Here is a 25,948-nt window from a genome sequence, read left to right as displayed (position 1 = left end):
CGAAATATTTGGAATTGCGCGAAAATTCCATATGTCAAAGAACTTACCACAGACGTCCCGATCATTGCCGATAGCGTTGTTGCGCGCTCGGGAAAAGGTGATGGGGCCTATTCGTGGTGTGCTAACGGATGCTGGCGTCACCGAGCAACAATGGCGCGTTCTGCGCGTTTTGCAGGAAGAAGGACCTCAGGAGCCTACTCAGATCGCCGAGCGCGCCTGCCTCTTGTTGCCCAGCCTGACGCGCATTCTGAAAAAGCTCGAAGACAGCAAGCTGATCATGAGGCGGCCGGATACCAAAGACCGCCGCCGACAGATTGTCGAAATCAGCGAGAATGGGTTGCAAATTATCGACGCAAATCTGGCGGAAATGTTGGAGCTGGCGGAACACACCCGCTCTTTGCTCGGGGCAGAGCAGCACGAGAAGTTGCTGGACCTTCTGGTAGAGCTTCACCAGCTGGAAGGCTGAGCGCAATGCTCAGAACAGGCTCTAACCAAACTGCTTGTCGTCGTTCAGACCTCGTTCAGGGCCCCAAACGATAAGCATTGTGGGCGGAGAAGGTAATATTCGTTGCCCGTAGATGGTTCGCGTCGTAGCCTCATCCTTACCTTTAACAAACGGTTCAATGCAGATGGATGGGCCCAAACCGCCAGAACCGGCACTGCCTGCACATATTGCAAAGCAGGATTTAAGCGAGCGAGTGGGCGCGCGAGTACGCCGGGCGCGTCAAATGCGAGGCATCCCGCGCCGGATTCTGTCTGAGAACTCGGGCGTTTCCCCACGCTATTTGGCGCAGCTTGAGGCGGGTGAGGGCAACATCTCGATCGGCGTGTTGCACCGTGTCGCACAGGCACTGGATTACAAAGCCGAATGGTTGATTGGTGAAGATGATCCGTGGGATTCGGATGCTTTGCAGATAGTTGAGCTTTTCCGACAAGCCAGCGACGACGTCAAAGAAAGCGTCAGGCGTGCATTGCAACCTCACCCAGATGAGGATGCACGTGCGCATCGGGTTTGTCTGATTGGATTACGCGGAGCGGGTAAGTCAACTCTTGGCGCTATGCTGGCCGCTGCACAAAGACTGCCGTTTGTTGAGCTCACAGCCATGATTGAAGAGATGGCCGGCATGCCCATGTCTGAAGTGATGGCGTTCTACGGGCAAGACGGGTATCGCAATCTGGAAGCGCAGGCGCTGGATCGGGTGATTGCAGAGCATGATCGGGTCGTGCTGGCAGTCGCGGGCGGGATCGTATCAGAGCCTTCGACCTATGCTACCCTGCTTGGCCGGTTTCACACCATCTGGCTGCGCGCGTCACCGACCGAGCATATGGACCGCGTGCGCGCCCAAGGCGACGAACGCCCGATGGCCGGAAATCCCAAGGCGATGGAACAGCTCAAGAACATATTGGCCAGTCGCGAGGCTTTGTATGGGCGGGCAAATGCGCAGCTAGATACATCGGGCAGGGCGCCCCATGTTTCGCTGAACGAGCTGCGCCTACTGATTGAGGAACAAGGTTTCCTGATCGAAAAATTGAGTTCTATTTAGGATCTTTCAGCCAATCCTTTTCAAATTCCACCCCGTCCAGTTCCGCAAATCGCCTTACCCGGTCCAATTCGGCCTGCAGGCGGCGGGTTCTTGCATCAGACCAACGCACCGACCTTTCTGGCCATACGGATCGGATTCGCAACAGTCCACGGTCTCGCTGGGCCTTCATGTCGATGCGCCCGATTAACCGGTGCCCCTCAAGCAACGGGAAGACATAATAGCCGTAGATACGCTTGGGTTCGGGTACGAACACCTCGATCCGATAGTGGAATCCGAACAACCGCTCGGCCCGGTTCCGGTCACGCAACATAGGGTCAAAAGGGCTGAGAACTCTGATCCGGCCCGGCGCATCGGGCATCGCCGCTGCGTGTTCGCATAGACCGGGGCGGGCGAACACTTTTCGTTCCCGCCCGTCTGCGCATTCGACGCAGATCTCTTCGATTTCACCCTGTGTTAGAGCCTGTTGGCACCAGGATTTTGCCTCGGCAGCGCTTACCGTATCCCAGAACGCGGCAAGCTCTCCTGATGTGGCGAACCCCAGCCGGTCGAGTGCGGCGTTACACAACCAATCCACAGTTTCATTTGCGTCGCAGTGCAAATTGCCGGGGCAAAGTTGAGTTTCTATAACCCGCTCTGTCAGGTCATAGCGTTTCTGAAACCCATCGCGTCCAACCACGGTCAGCGCGCCGGATCGCCAGAGATATTCCAGCGCGGTCTTGGATGGATGCCAGTCCCACCAACCGCCAGATCCCTTTTTCTCGTCTTTTCCCACATCGGACGAGCCAACCGGACCATGGTCGCGGATATGTTGTAGGACGGTTTCGAACTTTTGCTCAAACCCGTCTCGCCGCCAGTTCTTCCAACGAGCTTTCAGCATGTCGGCATCGCGCAGGAACCGCAGATGCCAATGGCGATAGAATTCCATTGGAATCACCGCCGCATCGTGCGTCCAATGCTCAAACAGCGCGCGGTCGCGTTCATAGAGGTGTTTGAGGTGGCGCGCGCGATAGCTGGGCTTACGCGCATATAGGATCATGTCATGCGCGCGGGCGACGGTGTTGATACTGTCAAGCTGGACAAACCCTAAACGATGGATCAGCTGTAACAAGTCATCGCCTTTGGAACTTCCGGTAGGCTGTTCCAAAAGCGCGTGCCGATCCATGAACAGCGCCCGCGCAGCGCGGTTGTCCAGACGTTGCTGCGCCATCTGGCGTTATCGCCGTTTCAGCGTGTCGCCATAGCTGATCTTGGGGGTTAGGGTAACGCGGGTTTCAACCTCGGAATCCGGATCGGCCAGCTTCGCCGCAATGATCTCGGCCGCGGTGCGCCCAATCTCGGTCCGGCAGGCATCCATGGTGGCCAGCTTGCGTGGTAGCCCCTGCAGCAGCTCCACATTGTTGAATCCGGCCAATCCGATTTGACCGGGCACATCGATCCCTTGGTCCAGCAAATACAGCAGCCCACCCGCGCCGATCATATCGTTGGAATAATACAGAAAATCCAACTCGGGCGAGCGTTCCAGCATCGCTTGTGTCATCTCGCGCCCCTTGGCCAGCGCTGAGCCACCCGAATAAAATTCACGGTCCTCAATCTCGATCCCGTGCTTGCCCAATACTTCGGTGAACCCTTCGAACCGTTTACGGGCACGGTGGTCTAACGGCATCTTGGTGCCCATAAACCCGATATGCTCATAGCCCGCTTTCAGGATTGCCTGCGCCATTTCGCGCCCGGCGCGGCGGTGAGAGATTCCCACCATCGCATCCACCGGTTTGCCATCGGTATCCATGATCTCGACCACCGGTATGCCAGCTGAATCCAGCATAGCGCGCGCGGCTTCGGTATGCTCCAGCCCGGCAATGATCACGCCTGAGGGCCGCCACGAGAGCATCTCGTACAGCACTTTTTCTTCTTTTTCTGGCAGATAGTCCGTGACGCCAACCACCGGCTGCAGTTCAGTATCTTCCAGCACCTGATTGATACCGGTTAGAACTTCGGGGAAGACCATATTTGACAATGACGGGATGATCACAGCGACCAGATTCACCCGGCTTGACGCCAATGCTCCCGCGATCTTGTTGGGCACATATCCCAGCTCTTTTGCGGCGGCCAAAACACGGGTACGGGTGGCATCCGACACATCCCCGCGATTACGTAGCACCCGGCTAACGGTCATTTCGGATACTCCGGACGCTTCCGAGACATCACGAAGGGTAAGCGGGCGTTTTGTTTCTGTTGTCACCGAGATACCTGCATTGTTTGTTTGGCCGATGGTAGCGTGAACAGGGCGAATTGTTCAACTGTTGTGCAAAGCCCATGACAATCTGAAAAAACCCCGCTAGAGAAAACGACGCGCGGCCCCGTGGCTCAACTGGATAGAGCAGCCCCCTCCTAAGGGGCAGGTTGCAGGTTCGAATCCTGCCGGGGTCGCCAGTTATCCTAAACCCCTATTTTATTGACGAAATGTAAGACGTGGCGTTGTGGGTGTGGTGGAGTTACACCTCGAATCTACACTACTATGACCAGGCCATGAGTAATGATAGCAACCTTGAGCAGCCACGTGGACCTAGTACGGCGTGGTGGTTTCGCATGTCTGCGCCCAAAATTTAAAAGGGAACCACAGACCCCGAGACAGGCAAAACCTTTGGTCGAAACATCATCAGAAGCCTTGGGGGCGTTAAGCACAAAGCGACGGCACTTAAGTTGCGCTATGTGGAATTGAGCAAGGTTCGAGAGTTAGAACTGCAGGCGCTGGGCAGGAACCGTTACAGCCTTGCTGCTGCAGACCGATGGGCTGAGGCAATGACGGACCCAGACCCAGAGGCTGCGATACTGGCGCGTGATGTGTTCTATGATGAGGTCGAGAGAGCGCCCATCGCAGTGTGAGATGCGTTCGGTAAACGGGGTATGGCCAAATCCAAACCACTGGCTGAGATGGTTGAGGCGTATGTTGAAGCTAGAGCGCCGGGGAATGCTTCAGGTTACAAACCACTGAGGGGTTCGACCATCAACGATTTCCGAACTTCGGTTCGCTATCTGGTCGACTTTCTGGGCGGTGATATATCCAGCCTCCATGTGGACGATGTGGCAGACGTTGAGGCGGTGGCATTCAGGGAATACCTATTTGAATAGCTCACTTGACCCATATCGTGGTCCTCTCACACCTGCGCAGATAGCGGAAGGCATTCCCCCAAAAGATCAACCCGTTCTTGGTCCACCTTATGGAACAGGAGGTAAGTTATATGCTCAACATAGTCGCCGTACGAAACGCCCTGATCACGCAGCACGTGCGCTTACTTCCAAACCTTGGAGGCAAGCTGTTCGTTGTTCATCGTAGCGCCTCATTTCCTTTCGTTTGTTCCGCTTCGAAGACCTGCAGTAAGTCAAATGGAACAACACCCTTCATGCGGAATGCATTCTGGCCCATGACTGTTTCGCTTACTTTGCCATCGGGCATGTCCAGACAATCTGGGGTACCACCACGTTCATCTTCGACACGGTCAAAAGGCATTTTAGGAAGTTTCAGCACGACCGGCGCGTATGCTCGAACAGCTCCTGAACTTGTCTCGCTTGCGAAAACCACAGTTGAAATTGGGCAACACGACGGTATTGACGCAATCGATGACGCGCTTTCCGCTTTTTGTTCACGTAGTTGCGGACATCTTCGAAGGCTGTACGTGCAACGAACGCGCGATCGCGTTCTACTCCTTCGATTGGCAGTTTTTTTAGCTTTTCCTCTGTCTTGCAACTCTGTGCACTAGCCTTTGACCGACGCAGGCACCGGGCGGGGGTGATTGAGCTTACATTTCATGACACTCGGCACGAGGCCGGTTTTTTGGAAAGTGCCCTATCGCTAGCACAGATACAAATGATCAATGGGACTAGGGATTTGCAGATGTTAATGCGTTACACCCACCTACAGACCGACGACATTTTAGCAAAGTTGGCAGCCTTATATCAACTTAGATCGCCTTGTTGCGTTGCGGGGTGGTCGTAATTCCCAACGCGTCAGCTTGGACCACTCTCATCTCCATCCAACGACAGTCGCACCCTTTCTGCATTAATTCTTACCTTCCATCCTTCGCAGATTTGGCAATGTGGCGTTAGCGCTCAGTTTAAGGAGCTAACCGGCGTCACTCCTCCATAAATTGAGCAAAACTCCTTCCTAAACAGAGCATACGATGAGCCCCAACGTTCTCTTATCATTCAACTTAAACTGTCCCGTTGGCGCTGATATTAGACAATTCAATCAAATATGATGATAAGCCGCCAACAATTGCGATCCAGTTTAAGAAGACTGATTGGCATCCAAAGCTCTCGGCGATATAGGTGGCGCGGATGTAGGTCACTCGCTATGGAATCTGCTAGGGAAGTTACTTGATATGATTGAAAACCAGAAGATTGCGGTTGTCGTACCAGCCTACAATGAAGCTGGTCGCATTGAGGGAGTCCTCGACTCAATGCCAACTGAAGTTGACACGGTTTATATCGTTAATGATCAAAGCACTGACAATACTGCTGAGATAGTTCAACAAAAATCCTCTTTGGATAGCCGTGTCGTACTGATTGACCTGGAGAAGAACTCCGGAGTGGGCGCAGCAATTGTACGGGGTTATCAAGAAGTCATAAAAAACGGTGAGGACATAGCGGTTGTGATGGCAGGTGACGGCCAAATGGACCCCATCGACTTTCCCGACATCATTCGTCCAATCGTGGAGGGCCGGGCAGATTATTCGAAGGGGAACCGCTTCCTCCGAGGTCGTGAGGAGTTATCCAAAATTCCAAGGCACCGCCTGTTTGGCAATCTGGTCTTATCTATTCTGACAAAGATCGTTTCTGGATATTGGCACGTCAGCGACACCCAAGGCGGTTATACAGCGATAAATCGCCGGGCACTTTTAGCTGTCGATTGGAGTAAATGCTATCCGCGCTACGGTTGCCCAAATGACTATTTAGTTCGATTAAACACGGCAGATATGCGTGTTTGCGACGTGCCTATCACTGCTGTATACGGTTCCGAGTGGCAGTCTAAAATGAAATCACACAAAGTAATACTCCCCATCGTATTACTCTTGATTAGGCTGTTTTTTTTCCGCGTTTTGAATAAATATGCTTTTCGGCACGGTCACCCTATCGTTTTGTTTTATGCACTTGCAATTTTCGCGTCGATTTTGAGCCTATTTTTAATGGCCTATATTATCGTGAAGCTAATCGTTGTTGGAAGTATCTCGCAAACTGCATCGATTTTTTTCGGAATGACGACAATTGTCAGCATTCAATTGTGGCTAAATAGCTTTGAAATGGACTATCGATATAATGACTGGCTCTACATACACCCTAAATCCTGATCAGTGCCCCTCATGCGTGAGCGGGATATTGCAGGAGCGGATGCGGGTTGTTACGCCATATCTGGATCATCGTGAGTGCTATGATATCAAGATTTGCGATCAATGCGGTCATGGCGTTGCAATCGGCAGATCAGATCTTGAATATCTATCTCAGATCTATGCCGATGGCTTTTTCGCCAGCGATCAACAGGCAATTGAAAGCGCAACATCGCCTATAAACCGCAATGCCATGGAGCGGGCAGAAAATCTTTCACGAACTTGTAGTGGGCGGGTGCTCGACATCGGCGCAGGAAATGGTGCATTTCTCCGAGCTGCCCGGACAAAAGGCTTCGCCATCGATGGTGTGGAATTTTCAACTGTTGCGGCAAGTAAAGCAAGGGATGCTGGTTTCACCATTTTTGAGGGCGATTTCTTCGCAACCGACTTTCAGGGTGCTTCCTATGACTTGATTACTCTTTGGGATGTTCTCGCAAGCTTGCATCAGCCTGCGGAGGTGTTGGAGAAGTGCTTCACACTGCTTCAAGATGACGGTTCTCTGGTCATGACTTTACCCATGATTGACTCTAAAATTGCTCGTTTATTGGGCGCGCGCTGGGCTCTTATGATTCCACCTGTAAATCTACATTTTTTCACTCGCCAGAGCATTCGACAATTGATCGAGCGTGCTGGCTTTGAGTTGCAAGACATACGTACAGAGAGCAAGAAGGTAAGCCTAAACTTCATCGCCATCAAAGCAGTACGGAGTTTTCGGTTACATTTCCTAGAACCAATCGTTACCAAACTGGTGCCCAATTGGAACGTCACACTCAACACCGGTGACATTGCGACGGTTACTCTTTGCAAGAAAAGGACCTAGAAGTCAGATGAAACTGATTGTGACCGGCGTTACCCGAACCGGAAACCTTGGGGGCACAGCCATGTTGTGTGCTGTGCAGGATGTGTTGTTGCCACACCTTACAAGATTTCAACTTGCATCCATTCTCCCAACCAAGGATGCCGCTGTAGCGCATACCGTCGATAAGGCAGAAATTGTTGCGGCGGATTATCGTACATTGATGCTTGTTGCTGCACCTTTCTGCTTGCTTTTTTGGCCGTTTCGTCGTTTCCGGCTGGTTAAAGAAATTGCAAAGAAAGTTCCAGTGCTAAAACATTTCTCCGATATTGATGCAGTGGCTGATCTGTCTGGTGTCGCATTCATTGACGGGCGCGGATTCCCGCTTTTGGCCTACAATGTTGCAGTAACCTTGCCGGGCCTTTTCTTCGACAAGCCTGTCCACAAACTTTCTCAGGCTATGGGGCCATTCAATAATCCCGTTAATCGTTTTGCTGCAAAATGGGTGCTCAGAAAGTGCACCAAAGTTATAGCTAGGGGTGAAATTTCGCTCGCACATCTGCACCAACTTGGCCTTCAGAAATGTGAGTACGTTCCAGATACCAGCTTCGCATTAGACGTCCAACCGGATTTGAAGCTCCGTGCAAGGCAAGAAATTGCCCGACATTTGCGCCGAGACGAAGGTGAAAGGATGGTGATGATTTCACCTAGCGCGGTGGTACAAAAGTACTGCGAGAGCGTCGGTAAAGATCTGGTTGAAATTTTGAGCCAAGTGGTCAAATCCCTACATGACAGAGGCATTCATTGCACGCTTCTACCGCATTCTACTGACACTGGAATCGCTAAGAATGACGATTTGAAGATCGTAACTGCGATCAAAGAACACGTCGCAGCAAACTACAGTCTGAATATCGCGGTGCTAGATGCACAGGGCGATCCACGCTGGGCCCGCGCACTGGTTGCCCAAGCAGATGCATTTATTGCATGTCGGTTTCATTCCATGATTGCTGCCCTTTCCCAAGCCGTACCGGTCGTCATTGTTGGCTGGAGTCACAAGTATCAGGAAGCGGCAGCGCCCTTCAAAGCTGGGCAAATGAGCTTAGACTATTCTGATCTTTCGCCCGATACACTTTGTGAACACCTACTAGGTTTGTTGGACAGACAGGACGATCTCAAGCTAACAATGTCTGAAGTTGCGCAGGACTGCTTTGATCGATCAGCAGTTAGCATTGCTTCCATATTGAAAGCTGAAAAACTATGACTACTTCGTCCCCTACAATTGCTGTTAATGAACTGGATGAGGTCGTTTCATCTGGCCGCTGCATTGGCTGCGGCATGTGCTCTATTCCACTCTCCTTTGCTGAAACGACTTCAAAAGTTGACCTTGCTTGGTCTAAGGATGAGGAAATTTGGGTCCCAACTATTTCAAGCTCAGACGCCGCCAGTCTAGAGCAGCGTGTTTGTCCGGGCGCCAAGGTCGATATGAAAGCGCTTTCGCAAGACGTCTTTGGAGAGCAGCCAAAAGATGGCTTCGTCGGTGTAACAAAATCCATCCAGGCTGGTTACGCAACAGACGAAACAGTGCGGAAATTTGCCGCGTCGGGAGGTGTAACCACAGCTCTTCTTCAGAGCTGGTTGAACGAAGATATCATTGATTTTGCTTATTGCACAGCAGGACTTGATCCGCATAACGGCAAAGGTCAAATCGCTCGAAATTCCGATGATCTGAGAAACTCCGCAGGCTCCCATTACCATCCGGTAAACTTTGGCGCGGCACTTGAAGAACTGGCTGAGAGCAACGAGCGATTTGCTTTTGTTGGCCTGCCGTGTGAAGTGTCTGCAATGCGAAGCGTGATGGCGTATCGTGACGACATTGCCCAGAGATGCGTAGCGATAATCGGATTGTTCTGTGGTGGAATAAACCGTTATTCTGGTATTGGTCACTACCTCTCCAATTTTGGCGTGGAGGCAGAAAATGTCGAGGAAATCGACTATCGGGATGGGGTATGGCCAGGCCAACTCGCCTTGAAGCAGAAAAACTCTTCCCAGATTCAGCGGATACCTCGGATTCGCGGCAATAGCCGCTGGAATATCCTGCGCTACATGGTCTCTTTTCAGGGCTATTGGATGTTGCCGCGTTGCAGAATTTGTCCTGACCAAATTTCGGACTTCGCCGATATTGCTGTGGGTGATCCGCATTTGACCCGCTTTAAGGAAAAGGAAAGCGCTGGTTATTCAGCCGTTATCGCCCGTACTGATACGGGCGAGCAGTTGCTGCAGAAAGCTGTCGCGGACGGTATTATATGTAGCGAAAAGCTAAGCCGGGATGAACTTGTAGCGTCCCAAGGTTATACGCTCGAAAATCGACGTCATGCAGACGTTACCAGAAATATGGCTCGTCGCCTCGGGATAGTGGCACCAGAGTTAAAGCTATATGATGATGTAAAGGGCGCTCGGTCTTGGCATCAGCATGTTTATGCTTTTGTGGACCTATACAAGATTAAAATTCGCAAATGGACGTTCTTGCGACCATTCTACGTACCAATTCAAATAGGTGAATACCTGTTTCTGACTTTTTCTCCGCGCCTCATCGCGTCCCGCACTAAAAAACTTTTGAAGAATAAGTGAAGGCGTCGTGAATGGCATTCCACCTATCTGACTACAAGGGACTCATTGACAAGCTCGCGAAGATTCCGGGCAGAGACTGGCTCACCATCACTGAAGCTACCAAAAGCTTGCAAGCAAATGACGGCTTACTTTGTAATGCGAATGTTATGCGTCATGACGTGGATCGCAGTCCTGAAAACGCACTTCACATGGCGAGGCTGGAAGCGAACAACAATATCAAGGCGACCTATTACTTTCGCTGCAATAAGCGCGGGCTTTTTCCGGAACGCTATGTTCTTGCGATTTCAGAGCTGAACCACGAAGTTGGTTACCACTATGAATGCCTTTCTCGCAGCAGAGGTGACCTAAAGGCAGCTCTTGAGTCGTTCGCGGAGAATCTCGAAAGATTTCGCGGGATCGCTCCCTGCCAAAGCGTTGCGATGCACGGCGCACCTCTAAGCCCCTATCACAATCAAGATCTTTTGGTAGGAGCAAATCTAAGGGACTATAACCTCGTATCTGACGCAGTACTTAGTTTTGCAAAGACTGAACTTGTGTACTTGACCGACACCGGTGGTAGCTGGAGAGCACCTGAAGTCTTGAATTTGCGAGATCGTGTCGGTGTAGCGACAACGAAACCTGAAACGCCCGAAACGGTAAGTTTTGGACAATGGGTTGCGAAGAATAACCAATTGCTTATCGTCTCAACACATCCAGAAAGGTGGGCATATAATACGCCTAACTTTCTGATCGCGGAGGGACGAGATCGCTTGACCAATGCAGCTAAACTGATCATTAGCCGCCTTCGAAAAGCGTAGATCAAGCCTAGAACCATTTTCAAAGATCGGTTTGCCCAAACAAGGAAAGTAGGGAACATTGAAGATTAACAATGCGCTCATCACGCGGTTCTGGGTGCTGCTTGTTGTCGGTTTTGTAACCTACATTTTGATCAAAGAACCGGAGACGCTGCATCGATCAATCTCTCGACTTGAATGGTCTACTGCACTCCCTGCTATAGCTTTGATTGTCGTGGGCAAGATATTGATGGTAGCGCTTGTTCACTTTTCTCTGAAAGGCTACGGTGAAAACAGGACTGCTCTGTTTTGCTGGCGCGCCTATTCACTTGCTGATATTGCTAAATATCTGCCAGGTGGCATTTGGGGCATTGCCGGACGCCTGGCCATTTATAAGCACAACAACATTGATCTACGCAAGGGAAGTAAAATACTCTTGTCGGAAACTTATATCCTCATACTACTATTTGGTTTGACCGGAGTTCTATCGCTAAGTTTGACCCTGCGCATCGACTGGGTTTTTCAGGCACTACTTACTCTCGGTCTTATCGCCAGCATAGCAAGTCTCAAAATTTGTTTACCCAATGATGACTGGGCAAATCGTCTTGGCGCATTTTTGGTGGCGGCAGTTGGTTGTGTTCTCTTCGGACTAAGCTTTGCCATTATTGCATTGCCGGTAGCCTCAAATTGGCTTTGGTCCGCAGGTCAGTTCAATCTGGCATTTGCAGCTGGGCAATTGGCTATTTTTGCGCCTTCCGGTATCGGAGTTCGGGAAATCGTTGTTGGCATGCTGCTACCTGAAAACTCTGGTCTATCTGTCCGTCATATTGTCGAGATCACAGTAACTCATCGGTTTTTGTGGTTGATCGCCGATTTAGCTTTGGTTCTGCCTTTGTTAGTAGTGCCGAAAGACCTTACCGGGAAAAACTGAGTGCAGATGCTGTCTATCATTACTGTTGCTTTCGCGCTCGTTGCTGCGCCGGTAGCATTTTGCCGCTGGTTAAACAACTCGAACAGCTGGCTTCTAGGATTCGCTCTCCTTCCCGCTCTGTTTACCGCGTATAGTCGGATACTCGTGCATGCGCCAATTCCCGCACCTCTGCTGCCTTGGATGGCGACGCTTCCAATTATACTCATATCTGCTCTCGTTCTAGTGGTTGCCGTATTTCATGTTTCCTCAAATTGGCGCAAAATAAGAAATTCTGTAGCGCTTAAATTCTCTCACATACTTCCGGTTACGCTGGGGCTACTGGCGGGCTATTTCGCTTTCGCGGCGTACGCACAATCCGTCCGTCTTCATATCGACAACGACATTTCAGTATATTTTCTTGAGGCAGCGAGAATTGCCCAATCACTAAGAGATGGATTAAGCCTTCAGGAGTATTTTAACCTAACCGGAACTAAACATCCCCATGACATTTCGTACAGCCTTTATCTTACTTGGGGATTCTTAACTTCGGCCTCGCCCGGATTTGGCGACGACCAGGTGCCGCGCTTGCTTATCGGGGTCAACCATTTAGCTGCGGTGGCGGGCATTCTTTATTTTGTGACGAGCCAATCCAAGCTTACGCCTCTTTGGTTTTTATTGGCACTATCGCTTATCGTTTCTCATTCCGGTTGGGAGTATCAGCTAAGAGCTCTTAGCAGAGACAGCTATGTGGTCGCGCCGTTATTTGTAGCTTTTGGGCTGTTGCTACAATCGCAACCCATCAATCGCTCCGATATGTGCAAACAGTCAATTTCTCACACCATTGTTACGCTGTTTGCGGTGCTCGGGAGCTTGCAAGGACACACACTTGGGGCAATCTATATGTGTGCTGCCTGGTCCGCGATTGGTTTGATATTGTTGAACAGGCACAAATGGGCCGTTTTTCGAATAGCTGAGCTTTGGGTGGCGAGTTGTCTGGTCTTCTATTTCGCGATTCAGAACTATTTGAAATACAGCCGTACGGAATCCGGCAATCTTGGCTTTGCTTATCCCTACTATGTCGATCCAGTTCTCAAAGAGCGGTTTGAGACGAATCGGTCCTTCATGAATGAGCCTAGTTTGTTCGAATTGTCATATGTGACACTGATTCAAAGAGGTGTCGGTTATTGGGTTTATGCGATAGCCATCGCTGCATCGCTTCTAATCTGGTTTAGGTTCTGGAATAAGCGGAATTTGATCTCAATTGGAGATGGGCAGGCATGGCTATGCACCGCATTCATAATTTGTGTGATAATGTCAGCTATCTATCTCTTTCCGGTTCAGATGGACGGAATCACTCTAAGCGCGGCGGTAGTTGCCAATCTGCGCTACGGATTTCCTATTGCGTTGCTGGTGGTTTGTTTGGTCTTTTTCAGCCTCAAGCTGATCACTTTCTCCTTGAAGACGCTAAAAACACCTCTTTACCTGCAGCGTATTGTGCTTTTGATCACAGTTCTCTTTGTCGGCTCTTTGAACTTAGCTACAAACATCCGGCTGCAAAGCCAGATTAACGAGAGAGAAAGCGCTAGGGCCAAAATACAACACAGTCTATGCCTTCACTTAAAGGCTCGGGGCGCACGTAAGATAGCCATCGATAGGAATGGCGCGTTGTATCGCTGTCCTGTCGACAGTTTCTATCTGTTCTCGGAGCAGGGAAGCAAAATTCTGACTAGCAGCAGCGCCGATGAGTTCAATGCCCTGTTGGAGGCAGAGCGAGTTGATGTCATTTTGTTGGAGCTAAGAACAAAGACTTGGTGGGAAGATGCGCAGCTTTTTGGGCATCTTCAGAATGAGTGGTTTAAAAGTGGCTTCGGCAACCTAAAGATATTTGTACGCCCCTCCATGGTGAAACGAATGGGTCTTCCTGCTTTTGATGAAAATGTAAAATTTGATGAAGGCGTTGAACGTCTAAACAATGTTATTAATCCAAGCTGGGCTCAAGAATAAAACTTAATATCACGTTGACGCTTCTCTCCTCCATAGCTTCGGCTATCATCTTCGCCTTAACAGTTGAACAATAAATGGTTCTTAAACGATACCTGATTTCACTACTGGTTAAGATCGAAAAGGGAGAGCTGTCCACGAAGGCAATGCTGTCTTGGACTTTCCACGCTACGTAAATTTGGGGAGACAGGACGAGATTTGGTTTCTTAATATCCAAGACGCATTTCTATGACCGGCATCGCGATCAGCTCAACGCCCGCCAAGGCAAGGTAATCGCCCGGTTGTTCAACGCTGGGCCGAACGGATTCAAAGGTGGATTGAGCGCCGAGAACCATATCTCGATCACGGGAACGTCCCGCGCCACGGCGACGCAGGATCTCCAGGATCTGGTCGAGAAGGGCGCTCTGAGCCGAACGGGTGAACTCCGATACACGCGATATTGGTTGAAGCTGCATCGGGTCGGGTAGGGTCTGAAGTACGGCACGAAGGGCGGTAAGGTCATTTAGCTTAGATAGATGGTATTATAACCCTTTGCTTCGACATGCTGGAACTGACAAGGCACAGGCAAATCGTACCCTCGCTGCGATCATCCCGATGTCGGCTTGGAATTCGATAAACTCGGCAAGCCACGCTGGCGTTAAGTACTGAGAATTATATCTCGATCACCGGAACGTCGCGCGCCATAGCGACGCGGGATCTGCAAGACCTGGTAGACCCTCAATGAAAATCAATTCCTTTGACAGGAAGATGCTATTAAGCGCGCCTGCCCTACAGGCTACAGGCTACAGGCTACAGGCCTTGTCGCCCGGAGCCACGACCGGAAACTCAATATCGCCTAACGGCGTTGGGTCAACTGATTGCAGCCTCGGTCGATCTCTTAGAATACTACGTGAGCGGCCATGAAACCGCGCTGGTCATGGTTCTGGCCATTAAATCTCGTGACCTTAGCGATCTCCGCTCATATCGGGGGACCTGCCCCCTGCATGTCCTTCATTCGTAACGAGAGTGAGCACGTGCAGCGATTGGTAGTTTTGAGGGCTGCGGGCGTAGCATCTTGACGGTTGGGTGAAAGTCCGGTTTGCACCGTTCTTTGCTTTCCTGGCTACATCTTCCAAGCTGTGAGGAACCCGAGCCCAGTCAGGTGCATCTTTAACAAACACTTTCTTTTTTTGATTTAAAAAAGAATCTATTGCAAATATTTGGCTGTTGACGAGATCGGATGCTGCGGGTGAATGACTTTCCGCATAATCAGTCGAAAGCCAGTTCATGACTTCCTTCAAAGGCGTGCAATATCGGAAGGATGTGATCCTGTTCGCGGTGTTTTTTCTACGTCCGATACGGTGTGTCATGCCGGGATCTGGAAGAAATCATGTCAGAGCGCGGTGTTTTGGTGGACCACACAACACTAAACCGATGGGCAACACGGTATTCTGGTACAATCGCCGAGGCAGCACGTCGCCGCAAAGGGTGACCTGCTTTGTTTGGAGGTTAAGGATTGGAACCAACTTAATAAGTCAGACCCGGTGGCCTACGACCCGAAGATCAGGTCACGTTCGTTCGAGACAGCGGAACACTTAGTAGGAAATTAGGCGCGATGTATTTTTCGCTGCGCTGGATTTACACTACGCAAGACGTCGATATTTCTGCGATTTTACAATAACTTAATATAGGTTCGGGGCGGGATGCGTACGTTTCCTGCCGGGGTCGCCAAGCTTTTCTGAACGTACCCGCTTAAATGCGTTACAGATCAAGCGTTCTAATTCTCTGCCCTTTGGGAGACGAAGGAATTATACCCTCGTCACTTCTTGCCGGGTGTGCCGTCGAATTTCTTTTCGATGTCGTTCCAACAGTCGATGTAGTCGTCCTGCAGTGGTGCCTCATTGGCGGCGAACGCTGTGAGATGTTGCGGAAAGCGGGTTTCGAACATGAAGGACATGGTGTTCTCCAGTTTGTCTGGCCCCAGGTTTGAATTCGATGCTTTTTCAAAGGCTTCGCGATCCGGGCCGTGGGGCAGCATCATGTTGTGCAGGCTCATACCGCCGGGAATAAAGCCCTGCGGTTTCGCATCATATTGGCCGTAGATGTTGCCCATCAGCTCGGACATGATGTTCTTGTGGTACCAGGGCGGGCGGAAGGTATCTTCCATGACCATCCAGCGCTCGCGGAACAGAACAAAGTCGATATTTGCGGTGCCGGGCTGGCCTGAAGGTGCGGTTAGAACGGTGAAAATCGACGGATCCGGATGATCGAACAGGATGGCTCCGACCGGGCAATAGGTACGCAGGTCGTACTTAACGGGTGCATAGTTGCCGTGCCACGCCACTACATCCAGTGGGCTGTGGCCGATCTTGGTCTGGTGAAACTGACCGCACCATTTGACGGTCACGGTTGAGGGCACTTCGCGGTCCTCAAACGCCGCGACCGGTGCTTTGAAATCACGCGGGTTGGCCATGCAGTTGGCGCCGATCGGGCCGCGGCCAGGCAGTTCGAATTTCTGGCCGTAGTTTTCGCACACGAACCCGCGCGCAGGGCCTTCCACAACTTCGACCCGGTAGACAAGGCCGCGTGGAATGATAGCGATTTCCTTGGGTTCAAGGTCGATGATCCCCAATTCGGTGTAGAATCGCAGAACGCCCTCTTGCGGCACCACCAGCAGCTCGGAGTCAGCCGAGAAGAAGTAATCATCCTGCATCGAAGTATTCACCATGTAGATATGGCTGGCCATCCCGACCTGGGTGTTTACATCCCCGGCAGTGGTCATGGTGTGCATGCCCGTGATCCAGGTTGTCTGTTCACCGGTATGGGGCACCGGATCCCAGCGGTACTGTCCCAAGCTGACAACGTCAGGATCGACATTTGGCGCTGATTTCCAATAGGGAACATCGATTTTTTCATAGCGATGTGAATGCTTTACTGACGGGCGGATACGATAGCACCAGGTGCGCTCGTTCTGGTGCGAGGGTGCCGTGAACGCAGTACCTGAAAGTTGCTCTCCATAGAGGCCGTAATTGCATTTCTGCGGGCTGTTCATACCCTGGGGCAGAGCATCAGGAAGCGCTTCAGTTTCGTAATCGTTGCCAAAGCCCGGCATGTACCCTTCGTGCGGCCCTTTCAAGGATGGGGCAACTGTCATGCGTTCATTCTTGGTCGGCTCATTCATTTTGCACGTTCCTTCCGGACAGATACGATCGAATTTAATCGGTGTGGTAATAGTTGACTTTGTAACTAACAAGCGTGACGGGAAGGTATCTTCAAAAAAGATGAGTTTGATTTGCAGGAAATTGCCATAGCCTTGCACCATGTCCTTCTTCGACTGGCAAAAGGTAGTGCAACAGAGATTGTTAATTCCGCTACCTGCGGGTCAATTTTCGGGGTCAAACAAAGAAATTGTCTCAGACAGGCCAAACCAGTCTAATTGTACATCGGTCAAGTGACCGGAAGTGCTAGGGGTTCAAATTTTATGGAAAATTTGGTGCCCAGGAGAGGACTCGAACCTCCACGTCCATACGGACACTAGCACCTGAAGCTAGCGCGTCTACCAATTCCGCCACCTGGGCAGGTGTCGTGGAGGGGCGTTTAAGCTGACTGGCAGGGGGCGTCAACCAGATTCGGGGGTGTTTTTGAAAGTTTTTTGATGCGTGCCCCAACTTCTGGTTCACGCGACGGATTTTCAGAGAAGCGCGGCGTTATTGCGCCTTGTTCGACGGGCTCGTGGGCGCTAGATCAATTCAGACCAAGACAGCAGGAGCGCCATCATGTCGAAACTCGTCACGATTTACGGTGGATCGGGCTTTGTCGGCCGATATATCGCGCGGCGTATGGCTGCAGAAGGCTGGCGTGTCCGCGTCGCTGTGCGGCGGCCCAATGAAGCGATGTTCGTCAGACCCTATGGCGCGGTTGGTCAGGTCGAGCCTATCTTGTGCAATATCCGTGATGACGCCTCGGTCGCTGCAGCGATGCATGGTGTGGACGCCGTGGTGAATTGCGTCGGCGTATTGAATGAGCTGGGCAAGAATGCGTTCGACGCAGTGCAGGCCGAAGGTGCCGAACGGATCGCCCGGCTGGCGGCCGCTCAGGGTATTGACCGCATGGTCCATATCTCGGCCATTGGTACGGATCCCGAATCCGACAGCGAATATGCGCGCACCAAAGCGCAGGGCGAGGCGGGCGTTTTGCAACACATGCCGGGCGCCGTCATTCTGCGCCCATCAGTCATTTTCGGCACCGAAGACCAGTTTTTCAACCGCTTCGCAGGAATGACACGGATGAGCCCGTTCCTGCCGCTTGTTGGGGCGGAAACGAAATTTCAACCTGTCTATGTCGATGATGTTGCGCAAGCGGCAGTTCAAGGCGTTCTGGGCAAAGCGTCTGCCGGTGTTTATGAACTGGGCGGGCCAGAGGTAAAGAGTTTCCGCGCCTTGATGCAGCAGATGCTCGACGTAATTCATCGCCGCCGGATCATCATCGGGATGCCTTTCTGGGCGGCGAAAATCATGGCGGGTGTGTTGGATATCGCGAAGTTCGTCAGTTTTCAGTTGTTTCCGAACAATATCCTGACCCGTGACCAACTTAAGAATCTGCGGCGCGATAATGTGGTGGCGGATGACGCTAAAGGTTTTTCGGACCTCGGGATCGAGCCCGCAACGTTGGAGTCGGTGCTGCCAGAATATCTGTGGAAATTCCGCCCCGCGGGTCAGTATGACGATATTCAGAACTCGGCCAAGAACCTGCGCATCTGATCAGCTATAGGCGATCATTAGCAGTATTGCTCCGAGGATGACCCGGTAGATCACATAGGGTGTGAAACTGACGCTGCGCAGAAGCCGCATCATCAGGTTAAGCGCGATCAGAGCCGAAACAAAGGCGAAGGCTGCGGCAATCGCGCCGTCCTTGGCCAGCTGTGTATCCGCCTCACGGACGACATCGATCGAAAGCAGGACGCCCGAAGCGATGATCGTAGGTATCGACATCAGCATGGCAATCCGCGCACCATCTTCGCGTGTATAGCCAAGCTGACGAGCGCCTGTGATCGTAATCCCCGAGCGTGAAGTCCCCGGGATTAAGGCCAACATCTGCCACAGCCCCATGATCATTGCGTCCTTTAAGCCCCAGTCCGAACTACGTTTGGTCTGTACCCCCTTTTGATCCATCCAATACAGCACTAACCCGAAGCCAAGCATCGCCCATCCGATGACGGCGACTGAACGTAGAGTCTGCTCAAGCCCCGTCAGGTACACGATCCCGCCCGCAATGACTGTCGGAATCGTGGCGATGACCAAGCCCAGTGCCAACCGCGCCTGAGGCGTCTCAATTCGTCCTCGGATAATTTGGGGTATCCCGGCTAGGGCTTGTTTCACATCTGACCAGAAATAAAGAATAACCGCGCCAAGTGTTCCTACATGGACGGCGACATCGATTGCCAGGCCTTGATCAACCGCGCCAGTCAGGCGGGGCAACAGGATCAGGTGCCCGGATGAAGATACAGGCAAGAATTCGGTGACGCCCTGAATGATCGCCACAAGAATCAAGTGAAAAAGGCTCATCTGCTCTGCCGGTACCGTGCTCGTTTTGTTGAGAACAATGGGTATAAGCGGGCAACGGGAAAGTGAAGTGCTCAGATAGGTCCGAATCGGAACTAAAAACACGACAAATTTCTCTGAAAAAACATCGAGCGATGCAGTTTTCTCAATATAGGTCAGCACAGTTGACTTTTCATCCAGAATGACATCACTTAAAGAACCCTGACCAAGCCAATTCATGGAGTCTGACCCGTGGCCAAGCAACCGATGCTGAAATTTGTGCAGATCGATCGTGTCATGCCTGAAAAGCGTGCCGCCAGTGACCGCAAAGGGGACTTCGATGAAATCTATGCCGAGTACGCCGCGGAGAAGGCGGCCGAACAGGCCAGCCGATGCAGCCAGTGCGGAGTGCCCTATTGCCAGTCCCATTGTCCGCTGCACAACAATATCCCTGATTGGCTGAATCTGACGGCAACCGGGCGGTTGGAAGAGGCGTATCAAACAAGCCAGGCTACCAACACTTTCCCTGAAATCTGCGGTCGCATTTGCCCACAGGACCGTCTGTGCGAAGGCAATTGCGTGATCGAGCAATCAGGCCACGGTACGGTCACCATCGGCTCGATCGAGAAATACATTACCGATGCAGCCTGGGATAAAGGCTGGGTTAAACCCGTTCAGCCCCGTGCCGAGCGCGACGAAAGCGTGGGTATCATTGGCGGTGGACCCGGTGGATTGGCAGCGGCGGATATGCTGCGCCGGGCGGGTATTCAGGTCACGGTCTATGATCGTTATGACCGTGCGGGGGGGCTGCTGATGTACGGCATTCCCGGTTTCAAGCTGGAAAAGGATATCGTCCAACGCCGAAATGACCTGCTGGCAGACGGTGGTGTTGCATTTGAGCTGAACTGCGATGTGGACGCCGCGAAATTCGCGGAAATCCACGCGAAACATGATGCGGTAATTATTGCAACGGGCGTCTACAAATCCCGTGATCTGTCCATGCCCGGCAGCGGTCTGAGTGGGATTGAAAAGGCGATCGATTTTCTGACAGCCTCGAATCGCAAAAGTTTTGGCGATGCGGTTGATGACTTCGACAATGGCCGCTTGAACGCGGAAGGTAAGAAAGTGGTCGTCATCGGCGGGGGTGATACCGCGATGGATTGCGTGCGCACGTCGATTCGTCAGGGTGCGACGTCGGTCAAATGCCTCTATCGCCGCGACCGCGCCAATATGCCGGGCTCGCAGCGCGAGACCCAGAATGCCGAGGAAGAAGGCGTGATCTTCGAATGGCTTAGCGCACCCAAAGGCTTTACCGGCGATGAGCAAGTAAACGGTGTCATGGTGCAGAAGATGCGTCTGGGCCAGCCCGATGCCTCGGGCCGTCAGGCTCCCGAAGTGATTGAGGGCGCAGACTATGTCGAAGAGGCCGATCTGGTGATCAAGGCGCTTGGATTCGAACCCGAAGACCTGCCCACGCTGTTTGGTCAACCCGATCTACCCGTGACCCGCTGGGGTACAATCAAAGCTGCGTTCCAGACCGGTGCGACCGAGATGGAGGGCGTTTATGCCATCGGCGACATCGTGCGCGGTGCTTCGCTGGTGGTCTGGGCGATCCGTGACGGGCGCGATTGCGCAGATGCCATAATTGAGCGTTTTAACGCCAAATCCGCCATCGCAGCCGAGTGAAACAAAACGCAAAAGCAATTCGAAAAATCCCAGCGGGTATGCGTTCGAAAGCGAACGCCGACAGATGAACAAAAGCCTGTGTGCCCCCTTGGGAAGAAGGAGACAGCCAATGACCAAATATGATGCCGATTGGGTGCGGGCCGAAGAAGCCAAGCGCAAATGGATGGCAAAAAACGGTCTCTATTCAGAGGAAGAAGAACATTCCTCGTGCGGTGTGGGCCTTGTTGTGTCCGTCGATGGTAAGCCGTCACGCAAGGTGGTGGATGCCGGGATCGATGCGCTAAAGGCAATCTGGCATCGCGGCGCGGTGGATGCGGACGGTAAAACCGGGGATGGCGCAGGTATCCATGTGCAGATCCCGGTCCCATTCTTCTATGATCAGATTCGTCGCACGGGTCATGAACCAAACTTGGATGAACTGGTTGCTGTCGGTCAGGTTTTCCTGCCCCGCACGGATTTTGGCGCGCAGGAACAGTGCCGGACCATAGTGGAAACCGAAGTTCTGCGCATGGGTTACTATATTTATGGCTGGCGACATGTGCCGGTTGATGTGACCTGTCTGGGCGAAAAGGCCAACGCGACCCGGCCCGAGATCGAGCAAATTCTGATCTCGAACTCCAAAGGCGTGGATGAAGAGACATTCGAGCGTGAGCTCTATGTCATTCGTCGCCGCATTGAAAAAGCGGCGCTGGCCGCAGGAATCTCGGGGCTGTATCTGGCGTCGCTGTCTTGCCGGTCGATCATCTATAAAGGCATGATGCTGGCCGAGCAGGTCGCTGTTTTCTACCCCGACCTGATGGATGAGCGGTTCGAGTCCGCTTTTGCGATTTACCACCAGCGCTATTCGACCAACACGTTCCCGCAATGGTGGCTGGCCCAGCCCTTCCGTATGTTGGCCCACAACGGTGAGATCAACACGCTGAAAGGCAACATCAACTGGATGAAAAGCCACGAGATCCGCATGACCTCGGATAGCTTTGGCGTCTATGCCGAGGATATCAAACCGATCATAGCGGGCGGATCGTCGGATTCCGCCGCATTAGACTCGGTATTCGAGGTCTTGGTGCGTGCGGGGCGCTCGGCGCCGATGGCGAAAACCATGCTGGTTCCGGAAAGCTGGTCCAAGCAAGCTATCGAGCTGCCGCAAAGCTGGCGCGACATGTATTCCTACTGCAATTCAGTGATGGAACCTTGGGATGGCCCTGCTGCGCTGGCAATGACGGATGGCCGCTGGGTATGTGCCGGTTTGGATCGGAATGGTCTGCGCCCGATGCGCTATGTGGTAACCGGCGATGGTCTGGTCATCGCGGGGTCCGAGGCGGGTATGGTGCCGATTGATGAGGCCACCGTGACCGAAAAAGGCGCGCTGGGACCGGGCCAGATGCTGGCTGTCGATATGAAAAAGGGCAAGCTGTTCCGCGACAAGCAGATCAAGGACAAACTGGCCCGAGCACTGCCGTTTGGCGACTGGGTCGGCAAGATCAACGATCTGGACGAGTCACTTGCGGGCGTGACGGAACACCCGAAATTCACCGGAGAAGAACTGCGCAAGCGTCAGATCGCGGCCGGGTATTCTGTAGAAGACCTAGAACAGATTCTTGCCCCGATGGCAGAGGACGGCAAAGAGGCGCTGGCTTCGATGGGGGATGATACGCCCTCGGCTGTTCTGTCCAAGCAATACCGCCCGCTCAGCCACTTTTTCCGGCAGAACTTCAGCCAGGTGACGAACCCTCCGATCGACAGTTTGCGTGAATACCGTGTGATGTCGCTGAAGACGCGGTTCGGCAACCTTAAGAACGTGCTGGACGAAGACAGCAGCCAGACCGAGATCATCGTTCTGGAAAGCCCCTTTGTCGGCAATGCACAATGGGACACCCTGGTCAATCAACTGGGTTCACCCCTTGCGGAGATCGATTGTAGCTTTGAACCCGGCCGAGGCGCTCTGAGCGCCGCCTTGGCACGTGTTAGAGCCGAAGCAGAGGAAGCCGTGCGCTCGGGCGCGGGTCACTTGGTTCTGTCTGACATGAATTCAGGGCAAGGTCGTGTGGCGATGCCGATGATCCTGGCCACCAGTGCTGTGCATTCGCATTTGACCCGTCAGGGTTTGCGGACCTTTTGTTCGCTGAACGTGCGGTCTGCTGAATGTGTTGATCCTCATTACTTTGCGGTTCTGATCGGCTGTGGCGCGACTGTTGTGAACGCCTATCTGGCCGAAGACTCACTGGCTGATCGCATTGACCGTGGTCTGCTGGACGGCACCCTGACCGAAAACGTTGCGCGCTATCGCGAAGCGATCGACCAGGGTCTGCTCAAGATCATGGCCAAGATGGGTATTTCGGTGATCTCGTCCTATCGCGGTGGTCTGAATTTCGAAGCCGTGGGTCTCAGCCGCGCGATGGTGGCCGAGTATTTCCCCGGTATGACCAGTCGTATCTCCGGCATCGGTGTCACCGGCATTCAGACCAAAGTCGAAGAAACTCATGCTAAGGCGTGGGACAGCGGTCTGGATGTTCTGCCCATCGGAGGTTTCTACAAAGCGCGTAAATCGGGTGAGACCCACGCGTGGGAAGCAACCTCAATGCACATGATGCAAATGGCCTGTAACCGCGCCTCATATGAGCTGTGGAAACAGTATTCGGCCAAGATGCAGTCCAATCCTCCGATTCACTTGCGCGATCTGATGGATTTCAAGCCGCTGGGCAAGCCGGTGCCGATCGAAGAGGTCGAATCGATCACTTCAATCCGCAAACGCTTTGTCACTCCAGGCATGTCGCTGGGCGCCCTAAGCCCCGAGGCGCACAAGACACTGAACGTGGCGATGAACCGGATTGGCGCGAAGTCGGATTCCGGCGAAGGTGGTGAAGACCCGGCGCATTTTGTGCCTGAACCCAACGGTGACAACCCGTCGGCCAAGATCAAACAGGTGGCCTCGGGCCGGTTCGGCGTGACCGCCGAATACCTGAACCAGTGCGAAGAGCTTGAGATCAAGGTCGCCCAAGGCGCGAAGCCTGGTGAGGGCGGTCAGCTGCCGGGAATGAAAGTCACAGACCTGATCGCGCGTCTGAGGCATTCTACCAAGGGCGTTACGCTGATCTCGCCGCCGCCGCACCACGACATCTACTCGATCGAGGATTTGGCGCAGCTGATCTATGACCTGAAACAGATCAACCCGCGCTGCAAAGTGACGGTTAAGCTGGTGGCGTCCTCGGGCGTTGGCACGATTGCTGCCGGTGTGGCCAAGGCGAAAGCGGATATTATCCTTATTTCAGGTCACAATGGCGGCACTGGGGCCTCACCTGCGACTAGCATCAAATATGCCGGCCTGCCATGGGAAATGGGCCTGACCGAAGCCCATCAGGTTCTGGCGATGAACAACCTGCGCGACCGTGTGACTCTGCGGACGGATGGTGGCCTGCGCACCGGTCGTGACATCGTCATGGCCGCGATGATGGGCGCTGAGGAATACGGCATCGGTACCGCCGCCCTGATCGCAATGGGCTGTATCATGGTACGCCAGTGCCAGTCGAACACCTGTCCGGTGGGCGTGTGCACGCAGGACGAATCGTTGCGTGCCAAGTTTACTGGCAACGCGGACAAGGTGGTGAACCTGATCACCTTCTACGCACAGGAAGTGCGAGAACTGCTGGCTAGCCTTGGCGCACGCTCGATTGACGAAATCATCGGTCGTGCTGATCTGCTAGCTCAGGTCAGCCGCGGATCGGCGCATCTGGATGATCTGGACCTCAACCCGCTGTTAATCACCGTCGATGGCGCACATGATATCGTCTACAACCGCGACAAGGATCGTAATGCAGTGCCGGATACGCTGGATGCCGAGATTGTGCGCGATGCGGCGCGCTTCCTGAAAGACGGTGAGAAGATGCAACTATCTTACGCGGTGCAGAACACGCATCGGACCGTGGGTACACGTGTCTCAAGCCACATCGTCCAGAATTTCGGCATGCGGAACACGTTCCAGGACGATCACTTGCATGTGAAGCTGCAGGGTTCGGCGGGCCAGTCACTGGGGGCTTTTGCCGCTCCAGGTCTCAAGCTGGAGGTCTCGGGTGATGCCAACGACTATGTCGGCAAGGGGCTTTCGGGCGGCATGATCGTTGTGCGGCCCCCGCAGGTGAGCCCCCTCAAGGCGGAATATAACACCATCATTGGCAACACCGTCCTATACGGTGCCACCGATGGCCACCTATTTGCAGCAGGCCGCGCAGGTGAGCGGTTCGCGGTGCGAAATTCAGGTGCCAGAGTGGTGATCGAAGGCTGCGGCTCGAACGGATGTGAATACATGACCGGCGGTGTTGCGGTTATTCTCGGCGATATCGGTGCCAACTTTGGTGCGGGGATGACGGGTGGTATGGCTTATCTGTACGACCCCGAAGGCAAGGCCGAAGCGCTGATGAACATGGAGACGCTTGTCACCTGTCCGGTGACAGTGGACCATTGGGAAGATCAGCTGAAAGCAATGATCGAGCGCCATGTCGCGGAAACCAATAGCCGCAAAGCCATTGATATCTTACAGCATTGGGATGTGGAAAAGACCAACTTCCTGCAGGTTTGCCCGAAAGAGATGTTGAACAAGCTCAGTCATCCTTTGACCACCGAAGTGGCGGCGGTTCCTGCAGAATAAGTCTTGAGAGATCTAAATCTTTGGCCCGGCGTGTCGTTCCCAACACGCCGGGTATTCTTTTGTCTGGC

Annotated in this window: 20 protein-coding genes, 2 tRNA genes and 2 pseudogenes; 17 read left to right on the top strand and 7 right to left on the bottom strand. The window is 52.9% G+C overall.

Translation table 11 applies throughout. The features are described 5' to 3' along the window. The first annotated feature begins 31 nt into the window (after positions 1 to 31). Positions 32 to 466, top strand: a complete 435-nt coding sequence (hpaR, locus tag ACR0AY_RS18500; protein ID WP_170515396.1) for a homoprotocatechuate degradation operon regulator HpaR — start codon at positions 32 to 34, stop codon at positions 464 to 466. A gap of 112 nt (positions 467 to 578) precedes the next feature. Continuing rightward, positions 579 to 1,544, top strand: coding sequence for a helix-turn-helix transcriptional regulator (locus ACR0AY_RS18495; protein ID WP_480454497.1), 966 nt, complete (start codon positions 579 to 581; stop codon positions 1,542 to 1,544). Here the strand turns inward: ACR0AY_RS18495 and ACR0AY_RS18490 are convergent. Together ACR0AY_RS18490 and ACR0AY_RS18485 are read right to left on the bottom strand one after the other, a co-directional pair. Further along, positions 1,537 to 2,751 carry a DNA glycosylase AlkZ-like family protein gene (locus tag ACR0AY_RS18490; RefSeq protein WP_170426259.1) on the bottom strand — a complete coding sequence of 405 codons (1,215 nt, stop codon included), beginning with the start codon at positions 2,749 to 2,751 and terminating at the stop codon, positions 1,537 to 1,539. The genes ACR0AY_RS18495 and ACR0AY_RS18490 overlap by 8 nt on opposite strands. A gap of 6 nt (positions 2,752 to 2,757) precedes the next feature. Then, entirely contained in the window at positions 2,758 to 3,783 is a 1,026-nt protein-coding gene (locus ACR0AY_RS18485) for a LacI family DNA-binding transcriptional regulator (RefSeq protein WP_170399205.1), read from the bottom strand. Positions 3,784 to 3,897: 114 nt separating this feature from the next. Between ACR0AY_RS18485 and ACR0AY_RS18480 the strand changes: the two genes are divergently transcribed. The 3 genes from ACR0AY_RS18480 (at position 3,898) to ACR0AY_RS18470 (ending at position 4,673) form a co-directional block, all read left to right on the top strand. Next, positions 3,898 to 3,974 (top strand) — tRNA-Arg (locus ACR0AY_RS18480). A gap of 285 nt (positions 3,975 to 4,259) precedes the next feature. After that, on the top strand, positions 4,260 to 4,427 hold the full coding sequence (locus ACR0AY_RS18475; protein WP_170648969.1) for a hypothetical protein: 168 nt from the start codon (positions 4,260 to 4,262) through the stop codon (positions 4,425 to 4,427). A 21-nt stretch (positions 4,428 to 4,448) separates the two neighbouring features. Further along, entirely contained in the window at positions 4,449 to 4,673 is a 225-nt protein-coding gene (locus ACR0AY_RS18470) for a hypothetical protein (protein ID WP_170515387.1), read from the top strand. A gap of 196 nt (positions 4,674 to 4,869) precedes the next feature. Here ACR0AY_RS18470 and ACR0AY_RS18465 read toward each other — a convergent pair whose 3' ends face one another. Then, complete coding sequence (locus ACR0AY_RS18465) at positions 4,870 to 5,052, bottom strand: hypothetical protein (protein ID WP_480454496.1); 183 nt, start codon at positions 5,050 to 5,052, stop codon at positions 4,870 to 4,872. Between the two features lie 790 nt (positions 5,053 to 5,842). Here ACR0AY_RS18465 and ACR0AY_RS18460 point away from each other — a divergent pair. The 8 genes and pseudogenes from ACR0AY_RS18460 to ACR0AY_RS18425 all read left to right on the top strand — a co-directional run. Continuing rightward, positions 5,843 to 6,889 carry a glycosyltransferase family 2 protein gene (locus tag ACR0AY_RS18460; protein ID WP_170515381.1) on the top strand — a complete coding sequence of 349 codons (1,047 nt, stop codon included), beginning with the start codon at positions 5,843 to 5,845 and terminating at the stop codon, positions 6,887 to 6,889. 40 nt (positions 6,890 to 6,929) lie between these two features. Continuing rightward, on the top strand, positions 6,930 to 7,745 hold the full coding sequence (locus ACR0AY_RS18455) for a class I SAM-dependent methyltransferase (protein WP_170515377.1): 816 nt from the start codon (positions 6,930 to 6,932) through the stop codon (positions 7,743 to 7,745). A 7-nt stretch (positions 7,746 to 7,752) separates the two neighbouring features. Then, positions 7,753 to 8,982: a polysaccharide pyruvyl transferase family protein gene (locus ACR0AY_RS18450; RefSeq protein WP_170515374.1), complete on the top strand. Its 1,230-nt coding sequence runs from the start codon at positions 7,753 to 7,755 to the stop codon at positions 8,980 to 8,982. Continuing rightward, positions 8,979 to 10,349, top strand: a complete 1,371-nt coding sequence (locus ACR0AY_RS18445) for a Coenzyme F420 hydrogenase/dehydrogenase, beta subunit C-terminal domain (RefSeq protein WP_170515372.1) — start codon at positions 8,979 to 8,981, stop codon at positions 10,347 to 10,349. Before ACR0AY_RS18450 ends, ACR0AY_RS18445 begins: the two co-directional genes overlap by 4 nt. An 11-nt stretch (positions 10,350 to 10,360) precedes the next feature. Then, entirely contained in the window at positions 10,361 to 11,146 is a 786-nt protein-coding gene (locus tag ACR0AY_RS18440; protein WP_170515369.1) for a hypothetical protein, read from the top strand. 58 nt (positions 11,147 to 11,204) lie between these two features. Continuing rightward, positions 11,205 to 12,053: a hypothetical protein gene (locus ACR0AY_RS18435; RefSeq protein ID WP_170515366.1), complete on the top strand. Its 849-nt coding sequence runs from the start codon at positions 11,205 to 11,207 to the stop codon at positions 12,051 to 12,053. 6 nt (positions 12,054 to 12,059) lie between these two features. Further along, on the top strand, positions 12,060 to 14,036 hold the full coding sequence (locus ACR0AY_RS18430) for a hypothetical protein (RefSeq protein WP_480454495.1): 1,977 nt from the start codon (positions 12,060 to 12,062) through the stop codon (positions 14,034 to 14,036). Positions 14,037 to 14,227: 191 nt separating this feature from the next. Next, positions 14,228 to 14,500: pseudogene (locus ACR0AY_RS18425) on the top strand (DUF4172 domain-containing protein); the annotation flags it as partial. Between the two features lie 477 nt (positions 14,501 to 14,977). Here ACR0AY_RS18425 and ACR0AY_RS18420 read toward each other — a convergent pair. Beyond that, a complete protein-coding gene (locus ACR0AY_RS18420; protein ID WP_170515357.1) occupies positions 14,978 to 15,301 on the bottom strand; it encodes a hypothetical protein in 324 nt (107 codons plus the stop codon). On the opposite strand from ACR0AY_RS18420, the pseudogene ACR0AY_RS18415 reads away from it, so the two are divergent. Continuing rightward, a pseudogene (locus ACR0AY_RS18415) lies at positions 15,300 to 15,498 on the top strand (IS6 family transposase); the annotation flags it as partial. The gene ACR0AY_RS18420 and the pseudogene ACR0AY_RS18415 overlap by 2 nt on opposite strands. A 333-nt stretch (positions 15,499 to 15,831) precedes the next feature. Here ACR0AY_RS18415 and hmgA read toward each other — a convergent pair. Both hmgA and ACR0AY_RS18405 read right to left on the bottom strand, forming a co-directional pair. Then, entirely contained in the window at positions 15,832 to 17,193 is a 1,362-nt protein-coding gene (gene hmgA / locus ACR0AY_RS18410) for a homogentisate 1,2-dioxygenase (protein ID WP_170515355.1), read from the bottom strand. Positions 17,194 to 17,503: 310 nt separating this feature from the next. Further along, a tRNA-Leu gene (locus ACR0AY_RS18405) sits at positions 17,504 to 17,590 on the bottom strand. A 198-nt stretch (positions 17,591 to 17,788) separates the two neighbouring features. Here ACR0AY_RS18405 and ACR0AY_RS18400 point away from each other — a divergent pair. After that, positions 17,789 to 18,772 (top strand): complex I NDUFA9 subunit family protein, encoded by a 984-nt coding sequence (locus ACR0AY_RS18400; protein ID WP_170515352.1) that lies wholly within the window; start codon positions 17,789 to 17,791, stop codon positions 18,770 to 18,772. On the opposite strand, the gene ACR0AY_RS18395 is transcribed toward ACR0AY_RS18400, so the two are convergent. Continuing rightward, positions 18,773 to 19,576: an undecaprenyl-diphosphate phosphatase gene (locus ACR0AY_RS18395; RefSeq protein WP_170399173.1), complete on the bottom strand. Its 804-nt coding sequence runs from the start codon at positions 19,574 to 19,576 to the stop codon at positions 18,773 to 18,775. Positions 19,577 to 19,804: 228 nt separating this feature from the next. Between ACR0AY_RS18395 and ACR0AY_RS18390 the strand changes: the two genes are divergently transcribed. Together ACR0AY_RS18390 and gltB are read left to right on the top strand one after the other, a co-directional pair. Then, positions 19,805 to 21,238, top strand: a complete 1,434-nt coding sequence (locus tag ACR0AY_RS18390; RefSeq protein WP_170515349.1) for an NAD(P)-dependent oxidoreductase — start codon at positions 19,805 to 19,807, stop codon at positions 21,236 to 21,238. Between the two features lie 109 nt (positions 21,239 to 21,347). After that, on the top strand, positions 21,348 to 25,880 hold the full coding sequence (gltB, locus tag ACR0AY_RS18385; protein ID WP_170515348.1) for a glutamate synthase large subunit: 4,533 nt from the start codon (positions 21,348 to 21,350) through the stop codon (positions 25,878 to 25,880). The last annotated feature ends 68 nt before the right edge of the window (positions 25,881 to 25,948 follow it).

Source organism: Ruegeria sp. A5 (genome assembly GCF_056543005.1).
Note: the sequence above shows the minus strand (reverse complement) of the source record. Positions and strands in the feature narration are given on the sequence as shown.

What these genes read in the sequence shown, in the direction of transcription:
- ACR0AY_RS18445 (WP_170515372.1), top strand. Translation starts at nt 8,979, where the DNA reads ATGACTACTTCGTCCCCTACAATTGCTGTTAATGAACTGGATGAGGTC.
- ACR0AY_RS18490 (WP_170426259.1), bottom strand. Translation starts at nt 2,751, where the DNA reads ATGGCGCAGCAACGTCTGGACAACCGCGCTGCGCGGGCGCTGTTCATG.
- gltB (WP_170515348.1), top strand. Translation starts at nt 21,348, where the DNA reads ATGACCAAATATGATGCCGATTGGGTGCGGGCCGAAGAAGCCAAGCGC.
- ACR0AY_RS18455 (WP_170515377.1), top strand. Translation starts at nt 6,930, where the DNA reads ATGCGGGTTGTTACGCCATATCTGGATCATCGTGAGTGCTATGATATC.
- ACR0AY_RS18465 (WP_480454496.1), bottom strand. Translation starts at nt 5,052, where the DNA reads ATGCCTTTTGACCGTGTCGAAGATGAACGTGGTGGTACCCCAGATTGT.
- ACR0AY_RS18440 (WP_170515369.1), top strand. Translation starts at nt 10,361, where the DNA reads ATGGCATTCCACCTATCTGACTACAAGGGACTCATTGACAAGCTCGCG.
- ACR0AY_RS18495 (WP_480454497.1), top strand. Translation starts at nt 579, where the DNA reads ATGGTTCGCGTCGTAGCCTCATCCTTACCTTTAACAAACGGTTCAATG.
- hmgA (WP_170515355.1), bottom strand. Translation starts at nt 17,193, where the DNA reads ATGAATGAGCCGACCAAGAATGAACGCATGACAGTTGCCCCATCCTTG.
- ACR0AY_RS18400 (WP_170515352.1), top strand. Translation starts at nt 17,789, where the DNA reads ATGTCGAAACTCGTCACGATTTACGGTGGATCGGGCTTTGTCGGCCGA.
- ACR0AY_RS18430 (WP_480454495.1), top strand. Translation starts at nt 12,060, where the DNA reads ATGCTGTCTATCATTACTGTTGCTTTCGCGCTCGTTGCTGCGCCGGTA.
- hpaR (WP_170515396.1), top strand. Translation starts at nt 32, where the DNA reads ATGTCAAAGAACTTACCACAGACGTCCCGATCATTGCCGATAGCGTTG.
- ACR0AY_RS18470 (WP_170515387.1), top strand. Translation starts at nt 4,449, where the DNA reads ATGGCCAAATCCAAACCACTGGCTGAGATGGTTGAGGCGTATGTTGAA.
- ACR0AY_RS18450 (WP_170515374.1), top strand. Translation starts at nt 7,753, where the DNA reads ATGAAACTGATTGTGACCGGCGTTACCCGAACCGGAAACCTTGGGGGC.
- ACR0AY_RS18395 (WP_170399173.1), bottom strand. Translation starts at nt 19,576, where the DNA reads ATGAGCCTTTTTCACTTGATTCTTGTGGCGATCATTCAGGGCGTCACC.
- ACR0AY_RS18420 (WP_170515357.1), bottom strand. Translation starts at nt 15,301, where the DNA reads ATGAACTGGCTTTCGACTGATTATGCGGAAAGTCATTCACCCGCAGCA.